Annotated in this window: 21 protein-coding genes; 13 read left to right on the top strand and 8 right to left on the bottom strand. The window is 71.9% G+C overall.

The window, feature by feature from the left end:
* Nucleotides 1-31: 31 nt before the first annotated feature.
* From ACZ5XS_RS32410 to ACZ5XS_RS32395, 4 genes are all read left to right on the top strand, one after another.
* On the top strand, nucleotides 32-619 hold the full coding sequence (locus ACZ5XS_RS32410; RefSeq protein ID WP_468657348.1) for a hypothetical protein: 588 nt from the start codon (nucleotides 32-34) through the stop codon (nucleotides 617-619).
* A 205-nt stretch (nucleotides 620-824) separates the two neighbouring features.
* Nucleotides 825-1,010 (top strand): hypothetical protein, encoded by a 186-nt coding sequence (locus ACZ5XS_RS32405; RefSeq protein ID WP_468657346.1) that lies wholly within the window; start codon nucleotides 825-827, stop codon nucleotides 1,008-1,010.
* Nucleotides 1,011-1,072: 62 nt separating this feature from the next.
* Nucleotides 1,073-4,150 (top strand): helix-turn-helix transcriptional regulator, encoded by a 3,078-nt coding sequence (locus ACZ5XS_RS32400; RefSeq protein ID WP_468657457.1) that lies wholly within the window; start codon nucleotides 1,073-1,075, stop codon nucleotides 4,148-4,150.
* A 38-nt stretch (nucleotides 4,151-4,188) separates the two neighbouring features.
* Nucleotides 4,189-4,392, top strand: a complete 204-nt coding sequence (locus ACZ5XS_RS32395) for a DUF6191 domain-containing protein (RefSeq protein ID WP_468657344.1) — start codon at nucleotides 4,189-4,191, stop codon at nucleotides 4,390-4,392.
* Here the strand turns inward: ACZ5XS_RS32395 and ACZ5XS_RS32390 are convergent.
* Nucleotides 4,385-5,560 (bottom strand): PQQ-dependent sugar dehydrogenase, encoded by a 1,176-nt coding sequence (locus ACZ5XS_RS32390; protein ID WP_468657342.1) that lies wholly within the window; start codon nucleotides 5,558-5,560, stop codon nucleotides 4,385-4,387. The two genes, ACZ5XS_RS32395 and ACZ5XS_RS32390, sit on opposite strands and share 8 nt — an antisense overlap.
* A gap of 119 nt (nucleotides 5,561-5,679) precedes the next feature.
* Nucleotides 5,680-6,678, bottom strand: a complete 999-nt coding sequence (locus ACZ5XS_RS32385) for an aldo/keto reductase (RefSeq protein WP_468657340.1) — start codon at nucleotides 6,676-6,678, stop codon at nucleotides 5,680-5,682.
* Nucleotides 6,679-6,754: 76 nt separating this feature from the next.
* On the opposite strand from ACZ5XS_RS32385, the gene ACZ5XS_RS32380 reads away from it, so the two are divergent.
* The 6 genes from ACZ5XS_RS32380 (at nucleotide 6,755) to serA (ending at nucleotide 16,820) form a co-directional block, all read left to right on the top strand.
* Nucleotides 6,755-7,705: a 2-hydroxyacid dehydrogenase gene (locus ACZ5XS_RS32380; RefSeq protein ID WP_468657338.1), complete on the top strand. Its 951-nt coding sequence runs from the start codon at nucleotides 6,755-6,757 to the stop codon at nucleotides 7,703-7,705.
* A gap of 486 nt (nucleotides 7,706-8,191) precedes the next feature.
* Complete coding sequence (locus tag ACZ5XS_RS32375; RefSeq protein WP_468657336.1) at nucleotides 8,192-11,218, top strand: putative bifunctional diguanylate cyclase/phosphodiesterase; 3,027 nt, start codon at nucleotides 8,192-8,194, stop codon at nucleotides 11,216-11,218.
* 237 nt (nucleotides 11,219-11,455) lie between these two features.
* Nucleotides 11,456-13,312 (top strand): acetolactate synthase large subunit, encoded by a 1,857-nt coding sequence (locus ACZ5XS_RS32370; RefSeq protein ID WP_468657334.1) that lies wholly within the window; start codon nucleotides 11,456-11,458, stop codon nucleotides 13,310-13,312.
* A 20-nt stretch (nucleotides 13,313-13,332) separates the two neighbouring features.
* Nucleotides 13,333-13,860, top strand: coding sequence for an acetolactate synthase small subunit (gene ilvN / locus ACZ5XS_RS32365; RefSeq protein ID WP_217234733.1), 528 nt, complete (start codon nucleotides 13,333-13,335; stop codon nucleotides 13,858-13,860).
* Between the two features lie 118 nt (nucleotides 13,861-13,978).
* On the top strand, nucleotides 13,979-14,977 hold the full coding sequence (gene ilvC / locus ACZ5XS_RS32360; RefSeq protein WP_468657332.1) for a ketol-acid reductoisomerase: 999 nt from the start codon (nucleotides 13,979-13,981) through the stop codon (nucleotides 14,975-14,977).
* A gap of 253 nt (nucleotides 14,978-15,230) precedes the next feature.
* Nucleotides 15,231-16,820 carry a phosphoglycerate dehydrogenase gene (serA, locus tag ACZ5XS_RS32355; protein ID WP_468657330.1) on the top strand — a complete coding sequence of 530 codons (1,590 nt, stop codon included), beginning with the start codon at nucleotides 15,231-15,233 and terminating at the stop codon, nucleotides 16,818-16,820.
* Between the two features lie 8 nt (nucleotides 16,821-16,828).
* Here the strand turns inward: serA and ACZ5XS_RS32350 are convergent, their stop codons facing one another.
* Entirely contained in the window at nucleotides 16,829-18,364 is a 1,536-nt protein-coding gene (locus ACZ5XS_RS32350; protein WP_468657328.1) for an MFS transporter, read from the bottom strand.
* A 96-nt stretch (nucleotides 18,365-18,460) separates the two neighbouring features.
* Between ACZ5XS_RS32350 and ACZ5XS_RS32345 the strand changes: the two genes are divergently transcribed.
* Nucleotides 18,461-19,045, top strand: coding sequence for a TetR/AcrR family transcriptional regulator (locus ACZ5XS_RS32345; protein ID WP_468657326.1), 585 nt, complete (start codon nucleotides 18,461-18,463; stop codon nucleotides 19,043-19,045).
* Here the strand turns inward: ACZ5XS_RS32345 and ACZ5XS_RS32340 are convergent.
* From ACZ5XS_RS32340 to ACZ5XS_RS32320, 5 genes are all read right to left on the bottom strand, one after another.
* Nucleotides 19,032-19,706: an ATP-binding cassette domain-containing protein gene (locus ACZ5XS_RS32340; protein ID WP_468657324.1), complete on the bottom strand. Its 675-nt coding sequence runs from the start codon at nucleotides 19,704-19,706 to the stop codon at nucleotides 19,032-19,034. The genes ACZ5XS_RS32345 and ACZ5XS_RS32340 overlap by 14 nt on opposite strands.
* The gene (locus ACZ5XS_RS32335) at nucleotides 19,693-20,676 is read right to left on the bottom strand and encodes an ABC transporter ATP-binding protein (protein WP_468657322.1); all 984 of its coding nucleotides are present in this window, start codon (nucleotides 20,674-20,676) and stop codon (nucleotides 19,693-19,695) included. Before ACZ5XS_RS32335 ends, ACZ5XS_RS32340 begins: the two co-directional genes overlap by 14 nt.
* The gene (locus ACZ5XS_RS32330; protein ID WP_468657320.1) at nucleotides 20,666-22,405 is read right to left on the bottom strand and encodes an ABC transporter permease subunit; all 1,740 of its coding nucleotides are present in this window, start codon (nucleotides 22,403-22,405) and stop codon (nucleotides 20,666-20,668) included. The genes ACZ5XS_RS32335 and ACZ5XS_RS32330 overlap by 11 nt, the downstream gene beginning before the upstream one ends.
* Nucleotides 22,402-23,898 carry an ABC transporter substrate-binding protein gene (locus tag ACZ5XS_RS32325; protein WP_468657318.1) on the bottom strand — a complete coding sequence of 499 codons (1,497 nt, stop codon included), beginning with the start codon at nucleotides 23,896-23,898 and terminating at the stop codon, nucleotides 22,402-22,404. Before ACZ5XS_RS32325 ends, ACZ5XS_RS32330 begins: the two co-directional genes overlap by 4 nt.
* A gap of 167 nt (nucleotides 23,899-24,065) precedes the next feature.
* Nucleotides 24,066-24,473: a cupin domain-containing protein gene (locus ACZ5XS_RS32320; RefSeq protein ID WP_468657455.1), complete on the bottom strand. Its 408-nt coding sequence runs from the start codon at nucleotides 24,471-24,473 to the stop codon at nucleotides 24,066-24,068.
* A gap of 109 nt (nucleotides 24,474-24,582) precedes the next feature.
* Here ACZ5XS_RS32320 and ACZ5XS_RS32315 point away from each other — a divergent pair, with 109 nt between their 5' ends.
* Nucleotides 24,583-25,023 carry an Rrf2 family transcriptional regulator gene (locus ACZ5XS_RS32315; RefSeq protein WP_468657316.1) on the top strand — a complete coding sequence of 147 codons (441 nt, stop codon included), beginning with the start codon at nucleotides 24,583-24,585 and terminating at the stop codon, nucleotides 25,021-25,023.
* A 322-nt stretch (nucleotides 25,024-25,345) separates the two neighbouring features.
* Nucleotides 25,346-25,477: a hypothetical protein gene (locus ACZ5XS_RS32310; protein ID WP_468657314.1), complete on the top strand. Its 132-nt coding sequence runs from the start codon at nucleotides 25,346-25,348 to the stop codon at nucleotides 25,475-25,477.
* Nucleotides 25,478-25,661 lie beyond the last annotated feature (184 nt).

The raw sequence follows: 25,661 nt of genomic DNA, 5'->3' as shown, positions 1-25,661 counted from the left end.
CCTCTCAGACAGGATCCGTACGGTGCCGGACATGGGAACCAAGACAGCTGACGAGACCGGTGCCACGACGGGTGCCGAGACCACGACCGACGAGGAGAAGACGGGCGCCACCGACCTCACCAAGACCGACGAGGTGACGAAGACCGAGGCCGCCGCCGAGGCCGATGCCGGCACCGACGCCGACGACCTGGACGAGGAGCTCGAGCCGGTCGTGGCGGAAGGCCCGACGGGCGTGGGTCAGGGTGCCGGTGCCGTCGTCTCCGCCGCGCTCGGCGTCGTCTCGCTCACCGGCGGCTGGATCTCCACCATCGCCGCCGCCCGCGAGACCCTCATCGGCCAGCTGGGGACCTCGTCCACCGCGAACGTCGCCACGCAGGTCAAGGAGGTGTACGGCGACGCCTGGAAGACCACCGCGCTGTGGGCCGGCCTGTTCGCCCTCGCCGCGCTGATCGTCGGTGCCGTGGTCCTCGCCCGCCCCGCCTTCGGGACGCCCGGAAAGCCGCAGGCCGTGTGGATCAAGTCGGTCGCCTGGGGCGGTGTCGCGCTCGGCGTCATCGGCCTGCTCCTGGCCGTCCTGAAGTACACGGACTTCCTGCTGGGACTGCCGTCGGCGAGCTGACACACCGCGTGACCCGAGGGGTCTTAGGAATGCCGTGAGCGTCTTACGGCCCTCCTAAGGCCCCTCACGCACGTCTAAGGCCCTGCCCGCCGCCGAAGATGCGGAACTCTCCCGATGTGGCGGACCCGCCTGGGAGACGAAGGTGGAGACATCGCAGCAAGCGAAGCCGAAACCGGCGCCTCACCAGGACACAGGGGGACACACCATGTACGAGTACGAGATCGTCCGGCTCCGCTCCGCCGAACTGATCCGCAGGGCCGAGCGCGAGCGCCTGGCCCGGGAGGCCGTCCGCGGCCGCCGCGCCGCCCGCCGCGAGGCGGCCGAACGCGCCGCCGAGGGCGAGGTGCATACCGGCCGCCCCCGCAGGCACCGGTTCCCGCGCACGGCATGACCGCCGGGGCGGGGGACGGTCTCCCCGCGAAAACCGGTGCCGCACTGTCGGACCCGCGTGCGATGCTCGGGCCCGTGGAGACCAGGTCCGTCAGTCCGGTGTTCGTCGGTCGCACCGATGAGCTGGACACGCTGAACGACGCGCTCGCCCGCGCTGCCGCGGGCGAGCCGCAGGCGTTACTGCTCGGGGGTGAGGCCGGCGTCGGCAAGACCCGCCTCGTCGAGGAGTTCGCCACCGCCGCCTGCCGGGGCGGTGCCGTCGTCGCGCTCGGCGGCTGTGTCGAGATCGGCGCCGACGGGCTGCCGTTCGCCCCCTTCTCCACCGCCCTGCGGGCCCTGCGCCGCGAACTGCCCGACGAACTGGCCGCCGCGGCCGCCGGACAGGAGGAGGAACTCGCCCGGCTGCTGCCCGAACTCGGCGAGCTCGCCCCCGGCCGGCACGACGAGGAGGGCATGGCCCGCCTCTTCGAACTCACCGCCCGCCTCCTGGAGCGCGTCGCCACCGACCGCACGGTCGTCGTCGCCCTGGAGGACCTGCACTGGGCCGACGCCTCCACCCGCCACCTCCTCGCCTACCTCTTCCGCACCCTGCGCACCGGCCGCCTCGTCGTCCTCGCCACCTACCGCGCCGACGACATCCACCGCCGCCACCCGCTGCGCCCCCTGCTCGCCGAACTCGACCGGCTGCGCACCGTCCACCGCATCGAACTGGGCCGCTTCAACCGCGCCGAGGTCGGCCGCCAGATCGCCGGCATCCTCGCCCACGAACCCGACCCGGCCCAGGTCGACGACATCTTCGAACGCTCCGACGGCAACGCCTTCTTCGTCGAGGAACTCGCCGTCGCCGCCCACGAGGGCTGCCGCACCGGTCTCACCGACTCCCTGCGCGACCTGCTCCTGGTCCGCGTCGAGAGCCTGCCCGACAGCGCCCAGCGGGTCGCCCGGATCGTCGCCGAGGGCGGCTCCACCGTCGAGTACCGGCTGATCGCCGCCGTCGCCCGGCTCGCCGAGGACGACCTCATCGAGGCGCTCAGGGCCGCCGTCAACGCCAACCTGCTGCTCGCCGCACCCGACGGCGACGGCTACCGCTTCCGCCACTCCCTGGTCCGCGAGGCCGTCGCCGACGACCTGCTGCCCGGCGAACGCTCCCGCCTGAACCGCCGCTACGCGGAAGCCCTGGAGGCCGACCCCACGCTCGTCCCCGCCGGTGAACGCGTGATGCGCCTGGCCAGCTACTGGTACCACGCCCACGACCCCGCCAAGGCTCTGCCCGCCGTCCTGGACGCCTCCGTCACCGCCCGCCGCCGGCACGCCTACTCCGAACAACTGCGGCTGCTGGAACGCGCGATGGAACTGTGGGACGCCACCCCCGAAGAGGTCCGCGGCAGGCTCCGGCCCACCGACTACACCGAGATCCACGCTCCCGCACTGCCCGGAAGGCGCGGGGGGACCTCCGGCGGCTGCGACCCGGCCGCCGTCCCGCTGCACTACCTCGACCTGATGGCCGAGGCCGCGGTCGCCGGACGGCTGTGCTCGGAACGCGAACGCGCCCTGAAGATCACCAAGCGGGCGCTGCGGCTGCTGGAGGACGAGGACGACCCGCTGCGCGCCGCCTGGTTCTGGACCCAGCGCTCGCGTCTGATCCAGGCGCTGTCCCGCGGCGACGGCTGGGCCGAACTGGCCACCGCACAGGATCTGGTACGCGGTCTGCCGCCGTCGGAGGTGCACGCCGAGGTCCTCGCCAACGTCGCCAACTGGTCCATGGTGCACGCCCCGGGACCCGACGCCTTCACGGCCGCCGAACGCGCCGTGGAGTACGCGCGCATGGTCGGCGTCCGCGAGACCGAGATGAACGCCCGCCTCACACTCGGCGGGCTCATGGTCGAGGCCGGTGACGTCGAGGCGGGTCTCGCCGAGATGTCCGAGGTCAAACAGCGGACCGTCGAGTACGGCATCTCCGCCATCGCGGCCCGCGCCTATGTGAACCTGCCCGACGCCCTCGAATCCGTCGGCCGCTCCACGCAGGCCGTTCCGATCCTGGAGGAAGGCCTCGCCTACTCCCAGAAGTTCGGGCTGCTGGACTCCGAGGCCTGGATCTGGGGGAACTACGCCGAGACCCTGTACTCCCTGGGCCGCTGGGACCGCGCCGCCGAAGCGGGAACCAAGGCCGAACGCGTCGGCCAGAGCGCGAAGCCCCGTGGCTTCCACGCCACCCTCCGCGCCGAACTCGCCCTGGCCGCAGGAGAGCTGACCGCCGCCGCCGGCCATCTGGCCGCCGCGCGCGGCCACTTCGGCAACCACGACCGCGCACCCCAGCACGAGCTGCCCCTGGTCCGCATCGCGATCGGCATCGCCGCGGGCGAGGGCCGCCTCCTGGACGCCCGCGCCGAACTCGCACGCGCCATGGACGCCGGCTTCCCACCCGCCACCCAGCGCTACGTCTGGCGGATGCTGCTCAGCGCGGCCGCCGCGGAGGCCGACGCCCGCGCCCTGCCCGCCGCCGGCCCCGGCCGCCCCGAGATCCTCGAACGCATCCGCACCACGGCCAAGTCCCTGCCCACTCACGTCCCCGTCTGGCAGGCCTACGAACGCTGGGTCCGCGCCGAAGTGCTCCGAGCCGAGGGCGGTGCCTGCGCGGACACCTGGACGGAGGTGGTCACCGCCTTCGAGGTCCTGGAACGCCCCTACGACCTCGCCCGCGTCCGCCACCGCCTGGCCGAGGCCCTGCTGCTGTCGGAGGAGGGCGCCGACCACCGCGACGGCGCGACGGAACTTCTCCGCCTGGCCCACGCCGTCGCCTGCCACCTCGGCGCCCGCCCGCTCGCCGACTCCGTCATGCTCCTCGCCCAACGCGCCCGCCTCCCCCTGAACCGGTCCTCCGAGCAGGCGCCCGCCGCCGACCCGGCCGACACCCTCGGCCTCACCGGCAGGGAACGCGACGTCCTGCGGCTGGTCTCCGCGGGCCGCACCAACCGACAGATAGCCGAGGTGCTCTTCATCTCCCCGAAGACGGCCAGCGTGCATGTCTCGAACATCCTGGCCAAGCTCGGTGTCTCCGGCCGCGGCGAGGCGGCGGCGGTGGCGCATCGGCTGGGGCTGTTCCCGTCCGAGAAAACGCTCACGATGCGGACGGCGCCCTGAGGCCTACGCTGGACAGGACACCGGCTGAGGGAGACTCCGTGTTCAACCCCTTCGAGGAACTGTTCGCCCCCGGCCGCAAACACACCCGCGACGAGCAGAAACGGCTGGAGCTCACCCGGGAGGACATCGGCGACGCCGACCCCGGACGCGGGCCGATAGACCTCACGTCCGGGAAAGTCGTCGTACGGCCGCCACAGCCGGACGAGGAAGACTCCTCCACGGACGACACAGGCCCTAGCTGACCTGTATCTCCAGGATCCGGTCGTCGCCCGCCTCCGGGTCACCCCGGCCGTCCGTGTTGCTGGTGACCAGCCACAGCTTGTCGCCGCCCGCCGCGACCACCGTCCGCAGCCGGCCGTACTCGCCTTCCAGGAACGCCTGCGGTTCGGCCGAGGCCTCCGTGCCCTTCAGGGGAACGCGCCACAGGCGCTGACCCTTGAGGCCCGCCATCCAGACGGAACCCTCCGCGTAGGCGACACCGCTGGGGGAGGCGTCGTCCGTGCCCCACTGGGCTGTCGGGTTGTGGTACTCGGAGCCGCCCGACTTGCCCTCCGCCTCCGGCCAGCCGTAGTTGTCGCCGGGCTTGATCGCATTCAGCTCGTCCCAGGTGTCCTGGCCGAACTCCGAGGCGAACAGTCGCTGCTTGTCGTCCCAGGCGAGGCCCTGCACATTGCGATGGCCGTACGAATACACCGGCGAGTCGGGGAACGGGTTGCCCGGAGCGGGCTCGCCCTCCGGGGTCATGCGCAGGATCTTGCCGCCGAGGGACTTGGTGTCCTGGGACAGACCGGTGTCACCGCTCTCGCCCGTGCCCGCGTACAGCATCTTGTCCGGCCCGAAGGCGATCCGGCCGCCGTTGTGGATCACGCCCTTGGGGATGCCCTTGAAGACCGTGTCCGGTGCGCCCAGCTGTTCGCCGGCCGGCTTCTCCTCGTCGTACAGCATGCGGACGATGCGGTTGTCGGAGGCCGAGGTGAAGTACGCGTACACCATGTGGTCCGAGGCGAAGTCCGGGGAGAGGGCGATGCCCAGCAGACCGCCCTCGCCGGCCGGGGACACCCCGGGCACCTCGCCCAGCTCGGTCTTCTTGCCCGTCTCCTCGTCGACCCGGGTGAGGGTGGCCTCGTCGCGGGAGGAGACCAGCAGGTCGCCGTCCGGGATCGGGGCCAGGCCCCAGGGGGTGCTCAGGCCCTCGGCGACGGTGCGGACGACCTTCACCGAGCCCTTGGCGGGAGGTGTGGGGTCGGCGGTCTGTTCCGCGGGCGACGACGACCCCGGTGTCGTACTGCTCGGTGGGGCGCTGTCACTGCCGCTGGACGATTCACCTCCGCTGTCGGAGGAGCAGCCGGCCGTCAGCACGAGCGCGGTCGCGGCCAATACGGCCGACACAGCTCGACGTTGCACGATCATGGTCCCTTCGACGGGGCGGTCTCGCGGCAGGTTCTCCTTGTCATACACCGCTCGCGCCTCACAGGTTCCCGATCACCGCAACCCGACCCCCGAAAACGCAAGGCGGTGAACCTCGATCCCTACTCCCAGGACCCCTGCGCCCCCGGCAGCTCCGCCACCTCGGCCAGGTCCCGGGCCGTCAGGCGCAGGGTCGCCGCCCCCGCGTTCTGCGTCACCCAGCGCTCCTGTTTGGAGCCCGGCACCGGGACCACGTGCCGTCCCTGCGCCAGCACCCAGGCCAGGGCCACCTGGGCGCAGGTGACCTCCTCGCCGTGGCGGCGGGCCACCCGGCGCAGGCCGGCCACGATCGGCTGGTTCGCGGCCATCATCTCCGCGGTGAAGCGGGGATGGCGGGCACGCACGTCGTCCGGCTCGAATCCCCCGCCGGGGGTGAGAGTGCCGGTCAGGTACCCGTTGCCGAGGGGCATCGCCGCGAGGAAGCCGATGCCGCGCGCCTCGCACCACGGCAGCAGGGACTCCTTCGACTCCGGCGACCACACCGACAGCTCGGCCTGCACCGCGCTCACCGGGAAGACCTGCTGGACGCGCTGCAACTGCCGGATCGTCGCGTCGTGCAACCGGGCCCCGGACCTGCGGCCGCCCCGCGCGCCCACCGCGCACAGCCCCAACGACCGTACCTTTCCGGCCTGGACGAGTTCCGCCATCGCACCCCAGGTCTCCTCGACGGGCACCTCGGGGTCCGCCCGGTGGAGCTGGTAGAGGTCGATGACGTCCGTCTGCAGGCGGCGCAGGGAGGCGTCGCAGGCACGCTTCACATAGCCGGGGCGGCCGTTGGCCACGATGTGCTGCTCGCCCACCAGCAGGCCGACCTTGGTCGACACGAAGGCGTCTCGGCGACGCTCCTTCAGTGCCCGCCCCAGCAGCAGCTCGTTGGTGAACGGGCCGTACATGTCCGCCGTGTCCAGGAGGGTCGAGCCCAGGTCCAGCGCCCGGTGCACGGCCCGCAGCGACTCGTCACCACGCTGCCGCGAACCGCTGTACGCCCAGCTCATCGGCATGCACCCGAGTCCGACGGCCCCCACCGTGAGCGCCGCCGCGCCGATCGTCCTGCGCTCCACCTGGCCGTGACCCTCCCTCTCCTGGTCCCCCAACCTAACCTCTGCGCCCGGTAGTGCCTGACATAGCCTCCTGACCATGACTGCAGACGTGTGGCTCCCCATTCCGCCGGAAGACATCGAAGGGCTCCCCGCAGGCCCGAACTACCGCTTCTGGAACGGTGGTGAGGACTTTCCCGCAGACCCGGCCGACTGCGCGTACTACGTCGTCCCCTACATGAAGCCCGTCGAGGTCGTCCTGCGGCCGGTGCCCCGCATGAGCTCGGTGCAGGTCGTGCAGACACTGTCGGCCGGCACCGACGCCATCGAACCGGGCCTCAAGTACCTGCCCGCCGGCGTGCGGTTGTGCAACGCGCGCGGGGTGCACGAAGCCAGCACCGCCGAGCTCGCCCTCACCCTGATCCTCGCCTCGCTGCGCGGCGTCCCCGACTTCGTGCGGGCCCAGGACAAGGGGGAGTGGCGCGGCGGGTTCCGGCCCGCGCTCGCCGACCGGAACGTCCTCATCGTGGGGTACGGCTCGATCGGATCAGCGATCGAGGACCGGCTCGTTCCCTTCGAGGTCGCGCGGGTGGCGCGCGTCGCGCGCTCCGAGCGCACCACGGCGCGCGGTCCGGTGCATCCGCTCACCGAACTTCCCGCCCTGCTCCCCGAGGCGGACGTGATCGTCCTCGCCACGCCCCTCACCGAGACCACCCGTCACCTGGTGAACGGCGACTTCCTGGCCCGCATGAAGGACGGTGCGCTGCTGGTCAACGTGGCCAGGGGCCCGGTCGTCGACACCAAGGCGCTGCTCGCCGAGCTGGAGAGCGGCCGTATCACCGCCGCCCTCGACGTCACCGACCCCGAACCGCTGCCCCCGGGGCACCCTCTGTGGCAGGCGCCCGGGGTGCTCGTCAGCCCGCACGTCGGAGGGCCCACCTCCGCGTTCCTGCCCCGCGCCAAGCGACTGCTGGTGGACCAGTTGAGCCGATTCGTGAACCGGGAGCCCCTGCGCAACGTGATCCTTACGACAGGCCCAACGGGCGCGTGACGCCTGCGAGATGAGCGCCGCGCGTACGCCCCGCACGACCGGCGCAACAAGCGTGTCATCCGTTTCCGGTACCCTCCGCAACCTCACGGACGCGGTCCGTGCTCGCATCGCCGCTGGTCGTCACGGAGCGTAGAGGAACTATGTCCCTGAGTGACGAGACTGGTGTATCGTCCCGACAGGGGCTGCGCCGCACCGTTCGGCGCTGGGGATGGACGTTTTGAGACTGTGAGGGGGGCGACGGGCGATGCACGGCCTATGGACGAGCGATCCGACGCGGCGGGGCCGTCGGCGGCGACCCTGGCACGCGGCTGCGCGCAGGCGCGGCCATCACGGGAGCCACGGCGGTCATCACGGTCAGCACGACGGTCATCACAGCCATCACCACCACAGCCATCACCACCGCAGGCACAGCAGCCGCAGGAGGCATGCGCACCCAGCGCACCGGGACCCCCGGGACCCTGGAGCGGCGCGGACCGGGAGGGCCCGGTGAGTTCGCCCCCGCCTTCCACGACCGCCCTTGACGGGGCGCGGCGGGCACAGCCCGCGCCGGGGGTGAGGCCGGCGGCCCGCCCACCGGCCCTCGGCCGCGCGTCGAGCACGGTCCGCCAACTCGCGCTGGCCCTGGTGTGCGCGGGATATGCCCTCGGTTCCGCGTTCGGCTGGGGGTCACGCCAACTCGCCCTGATCATGGGCGATTTCGGGCTGAGCGCCGCGGCGGGCGCCGCCGCGGTGTCCTGCTTCCTCTACGCCCGCAGGCGCCGCATCGTCTTCCGGCCCGCCTGGCTGCTCTTCGCCCTCTCCTCGGCGATGGCGGCCGTCGGCAACCTCATCTGGGGGTGGTACGAAGTCGTCCTGCAGCGGCCCGTGCCCAGCCCCAGCTCCGCTGATCTCTTCTTCCTGTGCTTCGCGCCGCCCGCGATCGTGGGACTGCTGGTGCTCGCCAAGCGGCCGGTGACCAAGGCGGGCTGGGTCTGCCTCGGCCTGGACGCGTGGCTGATCGGCGGCTCGCTGCTCACCCTGTCCTGGAGCCTGGCCCTCGCGCAGGCGGCGAAGTCCGAGGGGTCGAGCGTGGCGCACACCGCGCTGTCGCTCGCCTATCCGCTGCTCGACATCGCCCTGGTCAGCATGGTGCTCGCGCTGCACTTCCGGCGCTCGGCGGTGAACCGTACGGCGGTCAACACCGCGATCGGGGCGCTCGCCCTGACCGTGATGTGCGACGCGCTGTTCACCTCACCGCTGCTGCACCACACCTACCGCTCCGGGCAGCTGCTCGACGCGGGCTGGTTCGCCGGTTCGCTGCTGCTCGCCTACGCCCCCTGGGCGGCCCCGCGGCGCGGCCGGCCGGACCCCCTGAGGCAGCGCCCCGACCGGCGCCGGATGGAGGGGCACACGCGCGTGGTGCACGAACACCTGCCTGGACAGCGCACGGGCCCGCATCACCGCCCGCCCGCGCCGGGAGCCGATCACAGCCGGTATCCGGCGGCCCGGCCCATCGCCGGCTCGCTGGCCGCCCTCACGCCCTACCTCGCCGCCGCCGTCTGCACGCTCGGGATCCTCTACAACGTCCTCAGCGGCAGGAGCGTCGACCGCGTGGTGCTCCTCACCGGCGGCACCGTCGTGCTCGCCCTCGTGGTGCGCCAGGGCATCATGCTGCTCGACAACATCACCCTCACCCAGGAGCTGGCGCAGAAGGAGAACCACTTCCGCTCCCTGGTGCAGGGCTCCAGCGACGTCATCATGATCGCCGCACCCAACGGCATCCTCCGGTACGTCTCCCCGGCCGCCGCCGGTGTCTACGGCCGCCCCGCGGAGGAGCTCGTGGGCACGGAACTGGCCGGCCTCATCCACCCGGAGGACCTGGGCTGCGTGGTGCACGAGGTCCGCCGCTTCCTCGCCGCCAGCCCGCAGGAGGAGCCCACCACGCGCATCGAGTGCCGCTTCCGCTCCGGCGACGGCGGCTGGCTCAACGTCGAGTCCACCGTCAACCGGCACCACGGCGGCCTCATCTTCAACAGCCGGGACGTGACCGAAAGGGTGCGCCTGCAGGCGCAGCTCCAGCACAACGCCGAGCACGACCCGCTGACCGACCTGCCCAACCGCGCCCTGTTCACCCGGCGCGTCCAGCATGCCCTGTCCGGCCGCCGCTCCTCCGACCGGGGCGCCGCCCTGCGCGGCACGGCGGTCCTCTTCATCGACCTCGACGGCTTCAAGGCCGTCAACGACACGATCGGACACCAGGCCGGCGACGAATTGCTCGTCCAGGCCGCCCGCCGACTCCAGGACGCGGTCCGGCACGGGGACACCGCCTCCCGGCTGGGCGGCGACGAGTTCGCGGCCCTGATCGTCGGGGACGGCGCCCGTGACCGCCCCGCCCGGGAGCGTCACATCCTGGACCTCGCCGACCGCCTCAGGATCACGCTCTCCCAGCCCTACCTCATCGACGGCAACGATGTCCGGGTCAACGCCTCCATCGGCGTCGCCTTCGCCGAGCCGGGCCTCGGCGCGGGCGAGATCCTGCGCAACGCCGACCTGGCCATGTACCGCGCCAAGGCGGGCGGCAAGGGCCGCGTCGAGCTGTACGCCCCGCAGATGCAGCAGGACGTCGTACGCAAGGCGGAGCTGGCCACGCGCCTGCGTGCCGCCCTGAACGACGGCGAGTTCACCCTGCTGCACCAGCCGGTGGTGTGTCTGGAGGACGGCCGGATCACGTCGGTCGCCGCACAGGCGCGTTGGCGCTCCTCGCAGGGCGTGCTGTTCACGCCCGCCGAGTTCCTGCGGGTGGCCGAGGACAGCGAGAAGACCGCCGAGCTGGGCCGGTGGATCCTCGGGGAGGCCGTCGAGCAGGCCGCCGAGCGCGCCTCGAACGGCCTGTCCGTGCCGGTGACCGTCCGAATGGGCGCGCGCCGGCTGCTGGACCGCTCGATGCCGCTCGGCTCGATCGAGGCTCTGCTGACCCGGCACGGGCTGCCGTCCGGTTCGCTGGTGATCGAGCTGTCCGACACCGACCCCAGGGTCCCGCTGGACGAGCTGGAGCGCCGTCTGAGCGCCTTGCGCAGGCTCGGCGTCCGGATCGCCCTCGACGGCTTCGGAAGCGGATACGCGGCCATCACGGCCCTTCGCAGGCTCCCCGTCGACGTACTGAAGCTCGACCGCGGTCTGGTCGAGGGAGTCGTCGAGTCCGCCCGGCTGCACAAGATCACCAGTGGCCTGTTGCGGATCTCCGGCGATCTCGGGCTGCAGTCCGTGGCCGACGGCGTGGACCTGCCCGAGCAGGTCGTGGCGTTGCGCGCGATGGGGTGCACGCACGGACAGGGCATGGCGTTCTCCGGCCCGCTGGACGAGTACCGGCTGCGCAGAGCGCTCGGATCCGGCCACTATCCGGTCCCGCACGGACCGGCGGAGCCCGCGTTCGCGGGGGGCGGGGCGGGGGTGTACACCAGTGGTGTGCCCGCGGTCCTCGGTGGCGGAACAGCCCTCCGTTCACATAATGAGACTCCCGTCCCACCCACTTGACAGTGAGTGCGCGCCGGGGAGAGGGTCTGTGCCATGCGCACCCGAATTCTCGTACTTGGAAAGCGCGTCGGCTGACGCTGGTGACCTCCGGACGGACCCGGAACTCCCAGCGACCGCACCCGGCGCGCTCCCCTCGCTTGCCTCACGGCACGAGGGGTTTTTTGTTGCACAGAGACCTGTCGTACAAAAGCCGTACACCGCACAAACTTCGCAAAAACCCTCAGCATCGAGAAGAGAATGCCGATGACCGAGCAGGCCACCGGGGCCCATCATCCGCAGCCGCGGCCCCGTTCCGGAGGACACCAGTCCGCGCCCGAGCACGTCACGGGAGCGCAGTCCCTCATCCGCTCTCTCGAGGAGGTCGGCGCCGAGACGGTATTCGGGATTCCCGGCGGTGCGATCCTCCCGGCGTACGACCCGCTGATGGACTCCACCCGGGTGCGCCACGTTCTGGTCCGGCACGAGCAGGGCGCGGGCCACGCGGCCGAGGGCTACGCTCTGGCCACCGGCAAGGTCGGGGTCTGCATGGCGACGTCCGGCCCCGGTGCGACCAACCTCGTCACGCCGATCGCCAACGCCCACATGGACTCCGTGCCGATGGTCGCGATCACCGGCCAGGTCGCCTCCGCGTCGATCGGAACGGACGCCTTCCAGGAGGCGGACATCGTCGGCATCACCATGCCGATCACCAAGCACAACTTCCTGGTCACCAAGGCCGAGGACATCCCGCGGGTGATTGCGCAGGCGTTCCACATCGCCTCCACCGGCCGCCCGGGCCCGGTCCTGGTCGACATCGCCAAGGACGCCCTCCAGGCGCGGACGACCTTCTCCTGGCCGCCGGTCATGGACCTGCCCGGCTACCGCCCGGTGACCAAGCCGCACGCCAAGCAGATCCGTGAGGCCGCCAAGCTGATCACCGCCGCCAAGCGGCCGGTGCTGTACGTCGGCGGCGGCGTCCTGAAGGCCAACGCCACCGCCGAACTGAAGGTCCTCGCAGAACTCACCGGAGCGCCCGTCACCACCACCCTGATGGCGCTCGGCGCATTCCCCGACAGCCACCCGCTGCACGTGGGAATGCCGGGCATGCACGGTGCGGTCACCGCCGTCACCGCGCTGCAGAAGGCCGACCTGATCGTCGCCCTCGGAGCCCGCTTCGACGACCGCGTCACCGGCAAGCTGGACAGCTTCGCCCCGCACGCCAAGATCGTCCACGCCGACATCGACCCGGCCGAGATCGGCAAGAACCGCGCGGCCGACGTGCCGATCGTCGGTGACGCCCGCGAGGTCATCGCCGATCTGGTCCAGGCGGTGCAGAAGGAGCACAGCGAGGGGCACCGGGGCGACTACAGCGCCTGGTGGAAGGACCTCAACCGCTGGCGCGAGACGTACCCGCTGGGCTACGACCAGCCCGACAACGGCTCGCTGTCGCCCCAGCAGGTCATCGAGCGCATCGGACAGCTCGCGCCCGAGGGCACGATCTTCGCCGCGGGCGTGGGCCAGCACCAGATGTGGGCCGCGCACTACGTGCAGTACGAGAAGCCGGCGACCTGGCTGAACTCCGGCGGCGCGGGCACGATGGGCTACGCGGTCCCGGCCGCGATGGGCGCCAAGGCCGGAGCCCCGGACCACACGGTCTGGGCCATCGACGGCGACGGCTGCTTCCAGATGACCAATCAGGAACTCACCACCTGCGCCCTGAACAACATCCCGATCAAGGTCGCCATCATCAACAACGGCGCCCTCGGGATGGTCCGCCAGTGGCAGACCCTCTTCTACAACCAGCGCTACTCCAACACCGTGCTGCACTCCGGCCCCGACGCCGACGGCAAGCAGCCGAGCGCCGGCACCCGCGTCCCCGACTTCGTGAAGCTGTCGGAGGCCATGGGCTGCTACGCGATCCGCTGCGAGTCCCCGGACGACCTCGACAAGGTCATCGAAGAGGCCAACTCCATCAACGACCGCCCGGTCGTCGTGGACTTCATCGTCCACGAGGACGCCATGGTGTGGCCGATGGTCGCCGCCGGCACATCCAACGACGAGATCATGGCCGCTCGGGACGTCCGCCCCGACTTCGGCGACAACGAAGACGACTGAGCGAGGAAGACCCAAGAGACATGTCCAAGCACACGCTCTCCGTCCTGGTGGAGAACACGCCCGGCATCCTCGCCCGGATCGCCGCCCTGTTCTCCCGCCGCGGCTTCAACATCGACTCGCTCGCGGTCGGCGTCACGGAGCACCCCGAGATCTCCCGGATCACCATCGTGGTGAACGTGATCGAGGAACTGCCCCTCGAACAGGTCACCAAGCAGCTCAACAAGCTCGTCAACGTGCTGAAGATCGTCGAGCTGGAGGCGGGATCCGCCGTTCAGCGCGAACTCGTTCTGGTGAAGGTGCGCGCCGACAACGAGACGCGCTCCCAGATCGTCGAGATCGTCCAGCTGTTCCGCGCCAAGACGGTCGACGTCTCCCCGGAGGCCGTCACCATCGAGGCCACCGGCAGCAGCGACAAGCTGTCGGCGATGCTGAAGATGCTGGAGCCGTACGGCATCAAGGAGCTCGTCCAGTCCGGCACGATCGCGATCGGCCGAGGTTCGCGTTCGATCACCGACCGGTCGCTGCGCGCCCTGGACCGGTCCGCCTAGGAGAGGGAACGGGCGGTCGGCGTCCACCGGCCGCCCGTATACCGAGACCCCGAAACGTCACTTCCGTCCCCCGTCATACGGTGGGACGCAACACCTGCACACAAGGAGAGAACCCAAAGTGGCCGAGCTGTTCTACGACGCCGACGCCGACCTGTCCATCATCCAGGGCCGCAAGGTCGCGGTCATCGGTTACGGCAGCCAGGGCCACGCCCACGCGCTGTCGCTCCGTGACTCGGGTGTCGACGTGCGTGTCGGTCTGCACGAGGGCTCCAAGTCCAAGGCGAAGGCCGAGGAGCAGGGCCTGCGCGTGGTGAGTCCGGCCGAGGCCGCCACCGAGGCCGACGTCATCATGATCCTGGTCCCGGACCCGATCCAGGCCCAGGTCTACGAGGAGTCCATCAAGGACAACCTCAAGGACGGCGACGCCCTCTTCTTCGGCCACGGCCTGAACATCCGCTTCGACTTCATCAAGCCCCCGGCCGGCGTCGACGTCTGCATGGTCGCCCCCAAGGGCCCGGGCCACCTGGTGCGCCGCCAGTACGAGGAGGGCCGCGGCGTTCCGTGTATCGCGGCCGTCGAGCAGGACGCGACCGGCAACGCCTTCGAGCTGGCCCTCTCCTACGCCAAGGGCATCGGCGGCACCCGCGCCGGCGTCATCAAGACGACCTTCACCGAGGAGACCGAGACCGACCTGTTCGGTGAGCAGGTCGTTCTGTGCGGTGGTACGGCCGCGCTGGTCAAGGCCGGGTTCGAGACGCTGACCGAGGCCGGCTACCAGCCGGAGATCGCGTACTTCGAGTGCCTGCACGAGCTGAAGCTGATCGTCGACCTCATGTACGAGGGCGGCCTGGACAAGATGCGCTGGTCCATCTCCGAGACCGCCGAGTGGGGCGACTACGTCACCGGCCCGCGGATCATCACGGACGCCACCAAGGCCGAGATGAAGAAGGTCCTCGCCGAGATCCAGGACGGCACCTTCGCGCGTGAGTGGATGGCCGAGTACCACGGCGGTCTGAAGAAGTACAACGAGTACAAGCAGCAGGACTCCGAGTCCCTGCTGGAGACCACCGGCAAGGAGCTGCGCAAGCTCATGTCGTGGGTGAACGACGAGGCGTGAGCCGCAGGGGCGGGGTCGCGGCGATGTCGTTGCGGCCCCGTCGCCGAACCACGGGTAGCCGCTTGTCCACGGTGTCCAGCCACGGACGAGTGATCCTTCCGTGGAGGCGTAAGACGACTTCCGTCGCGGCACTAGACTGCTGCATTACATACGCGTCAGGCCCACAGCGTCGTGCGTCTTCCACGCGGCTAGCAACCCTCCACCGCATGCGGCCGTCGGGACGGCCGTCCGCATTGGACATGTGAGGACTCACGTGAGCTCGAAACCTGTCGTACTCATCGCTGAAGAGCTGTCGCCCGCCACTGTCGACGCGCTTGGCCCCGACTTCGAGATCCGGCACTGCAACGGCGCCGACCGCGCCGAGCTGCTTCCGGCCATCGCCGACGTCGACGCGATCCTGATCCGCTCGGCCACCAAGGTCGATGCCGAGGCCGTCGCCGCCGCCAACAAGCTGAAGGTCGTCGCACGAGCCGGCGTCGGCCTGGACAACGTCGACGTCTCCGCCGCCACCAAGGCCGGCGTGATGGTCGTCAACGCCCCCACCTCGAACATCGTGACCGCCGCCGAACTGGCCTGCGGTCTGCTGCTCGCCACCGCCCGCCACATTCCGCAGGCCAACACGGCGCTGAAGAACGGCGAGTGGAAGCGCAGCAAGTACACGGGCGTCGAGCTCGCGGAGAAGACCCTCGGTGTCGTGGGTCTGGGCCGCATCGGCGCGCTCGTCGCCCAGCGGATGTCGGCCTTCGGCATGAAGGTCGTCGCCTACGACCCCTACGTGCAGCCCGCGCGGGCCGCGCAGATGGGCGTCAAGGTGCTGTCGCTGGACGAGCTGCTCGAGGTCGCCGACTTCATCACCGTGCACCTGCCGAAGACCCCCGAGACCCTCGGTCTCATCGGTGACGAGGCGCTGCACAAGGTCAAGCCGTCGGTGCGCATCGTCAACGCCGCGCGCGGCGGGATCGTCGACGAGGAGGCGCTGTACTCGGCGCTCAAGGAGGGCCGCGTCGCCGGCGCCGGCCTGGACGTGTACGCGAAGGAGCCCTGCACGGACTCCCCGCTGTTCGAGCTGGACCAGGTCGTGTGCACCCCGCACCTCGGGGCGTCGACCGACGAGGCGCAGGAGAAGGCCGGTATCGCCGTCGCGAAGTCGGTGCGCCTGGCCCTGGCCGGCGAGCTGGTCCCGGACGCGGTCAACGTCCAGGGCGGGGTCATCGCCGAGGACGTCAAGCCGGGTCTGCCGCTCGCCGAGCGTCTCGGCCGGATCTTCACCGCGCTCGCCGGTGAGGTCGCGGTCCGCCTCGACGTCGAGGTGTACGGCGAGATCACCCAGCACGACGTGAAGGTGCTGGAGCTCAGCGCCCTCAAGGGTGTCTTCGAGGACGTCGTCGACGAGACGGTGTCGTACGTCAACGCCCCGCTGTTCGCGCAGGAGCGCGGTGTCGAGGTGCGCCTGACGACCAGCTCCGAGTCGGCCGACCACCGCAACGTGGTGACCGTGCGCGGCACGCTCGGCAACGGCGAGGAGGTGTCGGTCTCCGGCACGCTGGCCGGCCCGAAGCACCTGCAGAAGATCGTCGCCGTCGGTGAGTACGACGTGGATCTCGCACTCGCCGACCACATGGTCGTCCTCAAGTACGAGGACCGTCCGGGTGTCGTCGGCACCGTGGGCCGTGTCTTCGGCGAGGCCGGCATCAACATCGCCGGCATGCAGGTATCGCGTGCGGTGGCGGGCGGCGAGGCGCTGGCCGTCCTGACCGTGGACGACACCGTGCCCGCCAATGTGCTGGCGGAGGTCGCGGAGGAGATCGGCGCGACGTCCGCCCGCGCGGTGAACCTCGTCTGAGGCTGCTCTCACACGCCGGACGGGCTGAGGTGACTCGGCTCGTCCGGCGTTCTGCTGTCCGGGCGCACCCTCCGCAGCGCGACCGCCGCCCCCACGGCGGCACCGGCGAGCACCACGGTTCCCGCGATCGCCGCCCCCTGTATCCCGCTGGTGAACGCCTCGCGGGCGGCCGTCGCCAGGCCGGGCACGTGCTCGGCGGCCGCCAGCGCCCCGCCCAGCGTCTCCCTGGCCGCGTCGGGCGCCGAGCTCGGCATGTCGTGCCGGTAGACCGCCGTACCGATGGAGCCGAGCACCGCCATGCCGAGGGCGCCGCCGAACTCCGTGCCGGTCTCCAGGAGTGAGGAGGCGGAGCCCGCGCGTTCGACGGGGGCCGTGCCGATGGCCAGGTCCGTCATCTGGGAGATGACCATGACGATTCCGGAGGCGAGGACCCCGCAGGCGGCCAGCACCAGCCACATCGAGTCCGTACCGGCGAGGGCGAGCATGCCGTAGCCGGCGGCGCCGATGACGAAGCCGGCCGTCACGACGTGGGCGCGCTGCACGCCCCGCTGGACCAGGGCGGTCGCCAGGGGGGCCACCAGGCCGATCGGCACCGAGGGGAGCAGGCCCCACAGAGCCGCTTCCAGTGCGCTCTTGCCGAGCACCGACTGCAGGTACTGCGTGGTGAAGAACGCCGACCCCAGCATCCCGAACGCGGAGATCATGTTGAGGACGACGGCGGGAGCGAAGCCCGGCCCGCGGAACAGGGCGGGGGAGATCATCGGTGAGGCGGCCGTGCGCTGGCGGTGGACGAAGAGGGCCGCGAAGAGCAGGCCGACGGTGATCGAGAGGACGTACCGCACGTTCCAGCCCTCGGAGGGCAGTTCCTTCAGGCCGTAGATCACGGGGAGCACGGCGGCCATCGACAGCGGGACGCTCGGCCAGTCGAAGCGGCCGGGGGCGGGGTCGCGCGACTCCGGCAGCAGGACCGGGCCGAGGATCAGCAGCAGCACCATCGCGGGCAGGTTGACCAGGAAGACCGACCCCCACCAGAAGTACTCGACCAGCACACCGCTCATGACCGAGCCGAGGGCGATGCCCGCCGTCATCACGCCGGACCACATGCCGATCGCCTTGGCGCGCTGGGCGGGGTCGACGAACATCGTGCGGATCAGGGCCATCGTCGAGGGCATCAGGGTCGCGCCGCCTATGCCGAGGATCGCGCGGGCCGCGATGAGGGTCTCGGCGCTGTTCGCGTACGCGGCGAGCAGGGAGGCGGCGCCGAAGGCGACCGCGCCGCCGAGCAGCAGCCTGCGACGGCCGATGCGGTCGCCGAGGGAGCCCATCGTCATCAGCAGACCGGCCAGCACGAACGCGTAGATGTCGAAGATCCACAACTGCTGGGTGCCGCTCGGCTCCAGGTCGGCGCTGATCGCCGGGATGGCGAAGTAGAGCACCGAGACGTCCATGGAGACCAGGAGCAGCGGAAGCATCAGCACGGCGAGGGCGGTCCACTCGCGGCGCCCGGCACGGGAGCCCGCGGAAGTGCTCGTCGGATTCGTCATGGCGAGGACTGTACGAGCGTCTTAAACGCTTGTCTAGTACGGGTGTATAGGTCGGTTGTCTAGGACGGTTGTATGGGTCCGGGTACGCTGCTCTGCATGGGACACCGTGAGGATCTGCTCGAAGGCGCCAAGCGCTGCCTGCTGCAGAAGGGGTTCGCGCGGACGACGGCGCGGGACATCGTCAAGGAGTCGGGGACGAACCTGGCGTCGATCGGCTACCACTACGGCTCGAAGGGCGCACTGCTCGCCCAGGCCTACGTGGCGCTGGTCGAGGCGATGGGCGATGCCTTCGAGGGGGACGGGATCGCCACCGTTGCCACCGAGCCCGGATCCGTCGAACGGTTCCAGGGGGTGTGGTCGAACATCGTCGGCACCATGCGGGATCCGGGGTCGATCTGGCACCTCAGCATGGAGGTCCTGGTCATGGGCGACGAGATGCCCGAGGTGCGCGATCACCTGGCGCTGGCCCAGCGGGAGGCGGCACGCGGGCTCATCCCGCTGCTGATGGGCGGCCGGGAGGAGGACGTCTCGGACGAGACCGTGGACACCCTCGGCGCGTTCTACCTGACCCTGATGACCGGCCTCATCGCGCAGTGGACCTTCGACCCGAAGACCGCTCCCGGCGCCGAGCAGCTGGCCGAGGGCCTGCGCCAGGTGATCGCCGGAGTCACGAAGCGCTGACGCGTCCGTCCCGCATCTCCAGCACCCGGTCCGCGAAGTGCCGTACGACCGCCCGGTCGTGGCAGATGAACAGGTAGCCGAGTCCCAGCTCGTCCTGGAGGTCCGCGAGCAGGTTCAGCACGCCGGCCCGGACCGACGGGTCGAGGGCCGACACCGGTTCGTCGAGGACCAGCAGGCGCGGCTCGGAGGCCAGGGCGCGGGCGATGCCGGCGCGCTGGCACTGGCCGCCGGAGAGCTCGTGCGGGTGGCGGTCGCCGTACGACGGGTCGAGGCCGACGCGGTCGAGGAGGTCGGCCACCCGGGCGGGCCCGTCGTCCGGGTTCCAGCGGCCCTGGACCCTCAGCGGTTCGGCGACCGCGTCGCGGATGCGGTGGCGGGGGCTGAGGGAGCCGTACGGATCCTGGAAGACGGGCTGCATGCGGGGGCGCAGCGGGCGGAGTTCGCGTTCGGTGAGAGTGGTCAGCTCCCGGCCCTCGAAGCGCACTTCGCCGCTGTCCGGGCGGCGCAGTTGCAGGACCGCCAGGGCGGTGGAGGACTTGCCGCAGCCGGAGGGGCCGTTCAGGGCCAGCGTCTCTCCCGCGTGCAGGGCGAAGGAGACGTGGTCCACCGCCGTGACCGGTCCGTGGCGGACGACGAGATCGTGGACGTCAAGAAGAGGCATACGGCTTCTCCAGGAACAACTCGACGGCGGGGTGCGGGACGTCGGCCCAGCGATGACAGGCGACCAGCCGTCCGTCCACCGGGCGCGGCTCCGGTTCCTCGTGGTGACAGGCGTCCGCGGCGAGCGGGCAGCGCGGGGCGAAGGCGCAGCCCGGCGGCAGCATGCCCGGCGCGGGCGGGGTGCCCGGAAGGGTGGGCAGGCGCCGCCCGGCGGGAGCGAACTGGGGCAGGGACGCCAGCAGACCCGCCGTGTAGGGGGCGGACGGGCGGCTCAACACCTCGTGTGCCGGGCCGAGTTCGGTCAGGCGTCCGGCGTACATGACCAGCGCGCGGTCCGCGTGCTCTCGTACGACGTCCAGGTCGTGGGTGACCAGGACGAGCGCCGCCCCGACCGCTTCCCGCTGTTCGCCGAGCACTCGGAGCACCTGGTCCCTGCGCTCCTCGTCCAGCGCGGTGGTCGGCTCGTCGGCGACGAGGACGTCGGGTTCGTTGATCGTCGCCATGGCGATGACCGCCCGCTGCCGCATGCCGCCGGAGAACTCGTGCGGGTAGGCGCGCGCCTTGCGGGCGGCGTCCGCGATGCCGACGCGGTCGAGCGCGGCCACCGCCCGGGCCCGGGCCTCTTTGCGGGACACTCCGGCCACCGACCGTACGGCGACCGCGAGTTGGTCGCCCACCTTGTGCACGGGGGAGAGGGCGGAGAGGGCGTCCTGCGGCACGAGGGCGATGCGGCGGCCGCGCTGGGCGGCGAGATCACTCTCGCCGCGCAGCCGTATGCTCCCGCTCGTCGTCGCACCCGGCGGCAGCATGCCCAGCAGGGCCCGCGCCGTGAGGGACTTGCCCGCGCCCGACTCGCCGACGACGGCCAGCACTTCGCGCGGGCGGACGTCGAAGGACAGGCCGCGCACGGCCTCGACGCCGTCGAAGGCGATCCGGAGATCGCGTACGGAGAGAAGTGCCTCAGACTCCAACGGGGGCCGCCTTCCGGGTGTCGCGGGTGACTCGCCGGCCGTGCGCGTACGCCGCTCCCGACACCGCCAGCCCCGCCAGCACGGCCAGAGCCACCGCCGGGGCGAGGGCCGCCCACGGGGCGCGTTCCACGTACGCGCGGGATTCGTCGAGGAGCAGGCCCCACTCGGGGGCGGGCGGCTGGGCGCCGAGGCCCAGGAAGCCGAGGGAGGCCAGGGCGAGGGCGATGCCGGGCAGGCGCAGCAGGGCGTGCCGGGCGACGGGCGCCGCCACCGACGGGAGGACGTGCCGGGTGAGGATCCACAGCGGGGTCGCGCCGAGGGCCCGTTGCGCGGTGAGGAAGGAGGACGCCCGCACCTCCTGCACCAGCGCCGCCGCGTGCGCGGCCAGGGGCGGCCAGGAGATCAGCGCGACCGCGAGGGCCGCTCCGCCGGTGCCGGGGCCGGACACCGCGGCGACCAGGATGCCGACGATCACCGGGGGCAGGGCGTTCGCGATGTCCGCCGCGCCGGCCGCGACACCGGGCAGGAAGCCGAGGGCCAGCGCGAGGAGCAGGCTCAGCAGGCACACGGCCGCCGCCGTGCCGACCGTCGGGGCGGCACCGTGCCCGAGCCGGGCGAGCACGTCCCGGCCGAGGCCGTCGGTGCCGAGGGGGTGTGACCAGGAGGGCGCGGCCAGCCGGGCGGCCGGGTCGAGGACGTACGGGTCGCGCAGCAGACCCCAGCCGATCGCCGTCGCGAGCAGGACGGCGAGGGCGGCCGGGATCGCCGGGTGCGCGCGGACCGGCCGGACCGGCGGCAGGGACAGCCCGGCGTCCCGCAGGGCAGGGCCCAGCAGCCGACGCCGTACGAGCGCCGCGATCGCGCCCGTGACCAGACCGAGCAGCAGCAGGGCGAGGATGGCGCCCTGGAGCAGCGGCAGATCCTGTGACTTGGCCGCGCCGAGCGCCGTACGGCCGATGCCGGGTACGGCGAAAACGGTCTCGACGGCGACCGCGCCACCGGTCAGCCCGACGGCCACCATCCCGAACTGCGGTACCAGCGGCGGCAGTACGCGCTTGAGGGCGGCTGCCGAGACGCTCCCGCGGCCCACTCCGGCTCCTCGCCACAGCTCCACCCACCGCTCGTCCAGCACGGCGGGCAGCGCGTCCGCGACCAGCCGGCCGAGCAGACCGCCCGCGGGGACGCCGAGGGCGAGTGCGGGCAGGACCATGTACTGCGGGCCCTGCCAGCCGGACGTCGGCAGCCACCCCAGCCACACCCCGCAGACCAGCAACGCGACGGTGGCCAGCAGGAACTCGGGCACGGCCGCCAGCATCGCGGCCCACGCCCCGGACGAGCCCCGCCCCCGCACCAGCACGGGCGCCACCAGCGCGCACGCCAGCAGCACCGCGACCGCGAAGGTCGCCCCCATCAGCGCCAGCGACACCTGGAGCCCGGAGACGACGGACGGCAGGATGTCGGTGCCGGAGACCCAGGACGTGCCGAGGTCCGCGTGCAGCAGGTCGAAGGCCCAGCTCCCGAGCAGGGAGAGGGGACCGGCGTCGAGACCGAGATCCTGTCGGACGGCCTCCAGGGCCTCCTCGGTCGGCTCCTGTTCGGCGGAGCGTGCCCGCAGGACCGTCAGGGCGGGGTCGCGGCCGGAGAGCCAGGGCAGCAGGCCCACGGTGGTCAGGACGGCGAGCAGGCAAAGGGCCCGGGTCGCCCCGGCCGCTCTGGTGCGGAGCTTCACCTGAGGTGCGTGTCCGCCGTGACCAGCTCCCGCTCGCGGGGGTCGTGGGCGGCGTCGACGACCCCGGCGGCGTCGCCCTGGACCACCCGCTCGTGCAGCATCGGCACGGCCGCGTCGGTGGCGAGCACGGCGGCCTCGGCCTCGATGACGGCCTTGCGGCGGGTGTCACCGGCCTTGGTGCCGCCCGCCTCGGTCAGCGCCTTGTCCACGGTGGGGTTCGCGAGCTGGGAGATGTTGAAGGAGCCGTCGGAGGCGAAGTCGCTGTGGAGGTAGGCGGCCGGGTCGCCGGAGTCGAGGACGGTGGCCCGGGAGAGGATGAACGCGTCGAACTCGCCCGCCAGCGCGTCGGATTCGATGTTGGCGTACTCGCGGACGTCCAGCTTCACCTTGAAGCCGGCCTTCTGGAGCTGCTGTTGGAGGGTGGCCGCCACCTCGGGAAGTTCGGCGCGGTCGGTGAAGGTGCCGATGGTGATGGTCTTCCCGGACGGGTCGCCCGCCTTGGCGCGGGACACCGGCGCGCGCAGTCCGGCCGCCCACGGCAGCGCGGGCCCCAGCAGCCCTTCGGCGACGTCCGCGCGGCCCTCGTACACGCTCTTCACGATCGTCGCGGCGTCGATCGCCTCGCGGGCGGCGGCTCGCAGCGAGGCGTCCTTGAAGGCGCCCTTCCCGGTGTTCAGGTACAGGGTGTTGGTGCGCGGCATCGGAACCTCGGTGATCAGGTCCTCGTCGAGCAGCGCGGCCTGCGACACGGGGACCGCCTCGACGATGTCGGCCTCGCCGCTGCGCAGGGCGGCGGCGCGGGCGGTGCCGTCCGGCACGAACCTGACGTCGATTCCGGGGGACTTGGCCTTGTCGCCCCAGTAGTCGCCGTACCGGTCGAGGGTGGCGGACGAGGTGCCGTGGACCTTGGTCAGCTCGAAGGGGCCGGTGCCGGCGCCGACGGGGTTCACGGTCTTCCCGGTGTACGCCTTCGCCGCGAGGATGGACAGCTGCGGGGAGCTGAGGCGTTGCGGGACGAGGGGGTCCTCGACGCCGGTGGTGACCACGACCGTGTCCTGGCCCTCGGCCTTCGCCGTCAGTTCGACGCCGTCGAGGATGCGGGGCTTGGGGGCGGCGCCGGCGGCCGTGGTGAGGGAGCGGGCGACGGTCTCGGCGGTCAGCCGTGTGCCGTCGTGGAAGGTGACGCCGTCTCTGACGGTGAAGGTCCAGCTCTTCCCCGACTGGGTCCACCTGGTGGCCAGCGCGGGTGCGGCGTCTCCCTCCTTGTCCAGCTTGACCAGCGTCTCGGCCGTCGACCAGCGGGACAGCTTGAACGCGTCGTCGGACAGCGGGGACAGCCCGGAGCGCGGGGGGAGCATCATCGCGACACGTATTCGCCTGCCGTCCCCCTCGTCACCCGTGGCCGACTCCGTGCCGGCGAAACAGCCGGTGAGCAGGGCGGAGGCGGCCGTGAGGGCGGTGGCGGGGAGCAGGCGGTGGGCGGGCAGGCGCACGGGACCCTCCGGGTAAAGGGGCGGTCAGGGGTGAGTGCGGTGACCGTAGCACGATGACAATCGTTTTCAATAATCACCCCAGTCACTGCCCGCCCGCTGCCGGTCCGGCGACCGCCCGCTGCCCGTCCGGCGACCGTCCGGTGTCCGCCGGACGCCGAACGGCCTGCTCACTCCCGGGTTTCGGCGGGCCGGATCCACATGCCGGGACGGCGCCGGTGGACGGTCAGGTACGCCATGCCCCGCTCGCCCGCGGCCAGGCCCCGGCTGGAGCCGTGGGGCAGCCAGGCGAGGCTGCCTTCGCTCAGGGGGGACGGTCCGTCGGAGGTGATCAAGGTGCCGTCTCCGGCCACCACCAGCAGGAGGACGTCCAGATCCGGCTCGGTGTGGGGATCGACGCGCCGCCCGGGCGGAATCCGGACGACGTTGGCGTCGACCTGGCGGCCGGGCTCCGCCAGCCGCCACACGGCGCCTGTCGATGCCGGGTCGAGCGCCTCCAGCGTTCCGGTGTCGAACAGGACCCGAGGCACCGGCGCCCCGTCGGCCGGGTCCGGGGAACCGCCGTCTGCCACCGTCACTCCTGTCGCCGTCCGATCACATCCGAAGCCGCCGTCCGTGACGTACTCCAGACCGCCAGGGCCGTCATCAAACACGAATCTAACATTCGCATTTGTTAGCGTCCGGACTGTGCGACTCACCAGGTTCACCGACCTCGCGCTGCGTTCCGTGATGCGCCTCGCGGTCTGCCCCGCCGACGAGGTGCTCACCACGCGCGAGGTGGCCGAGGCCATGGACGTGCGGCACACGCATGCCGCGAAGGCGATCACGCGCCTGCAGCACCTCGGGGTGGTCGAGGCCCGGCGGGGCCGCGGCGGCGGCCTCGCCCTGACCGGCCTCGGCCGCCGGGCCTCGGTGGGCTGGCTGGTGCGTGAACTCGAAGGCGGGGGCGAGGTCGTCTCCTGCGACGACCCGCCGTGCCCCCTGCGCGGAGCCTGCCGCCTGCGGCACGCCCTGCGCGACGCCCAGGAGGCGTTCTACGCCACCCTCGACCCGCTGACGGTGGCCGACCTCGTCACGTCGCCCACCGGACCGGTGCTGATCTCCCTGGCAGGCCCTCCACCGCGGTAGCCGAACTCCCTGGCCTGCCCCGGGTGTCGCGGCGCCGGGGGCCTACCTGTGCGGGCCACTGCCGTTCATGTGTCGGTGCGGAGGCGAGTTGCTGCGGCGCGGCCGTGCCCGCCGAGAGGATCCCCTGCGAGGTCTTCGGCCCGGACCTCTGGCTCGGCCGGTAGAGCGCTCCCCGCGGCTGTCGGAAGCGACCGCACGACGGTGCACCGCGCATGCACGCCACTCTGGTGGCCGTGGCCGCCGCGGCCGTCCTCGTGCGGCTCGGGATGGTGCCGGTCATCTCCTTCCTGGAAGCGCCGCTGAAGTTCCGGGGCGCCCGGGGGTGACCATCCGGATCGGGCTCGGCATCGGCCGTCTCGTCTTCCGCGCGCTCGGCCGCGCCGAAGCGCTCCTGGCCGTCGTCGTGCCGCTGGGCGTGGCCGTCGGCGACCTCCGGTGGCCGTTCCGGTCCTGACGGTCCTCGCCGTCACGCCGCGGCCCGTGCTCGAGTGCCGCTCCGGGCGGGTCCTGGCGGGAGGGGACGTCGCCCTCTCCTCGCCCGGTCTCCATCGGCTGCGAGTCGGTCACGGACGGTCCTCGCCGTCACGCCGCGGCGGTGCGGATCGCCGCGGTGCGGCCCGTGTTCGAGTGCCGCTCCG

The sequence above is a fragment of the Streptomyces sp. NPDC033131 genome (genome assembly GCF_055578365.1).
Note: the sequence above shows the minus strand (reverse complement) of the source record. Positions and strands in the feature narration are given on the sequence as shown.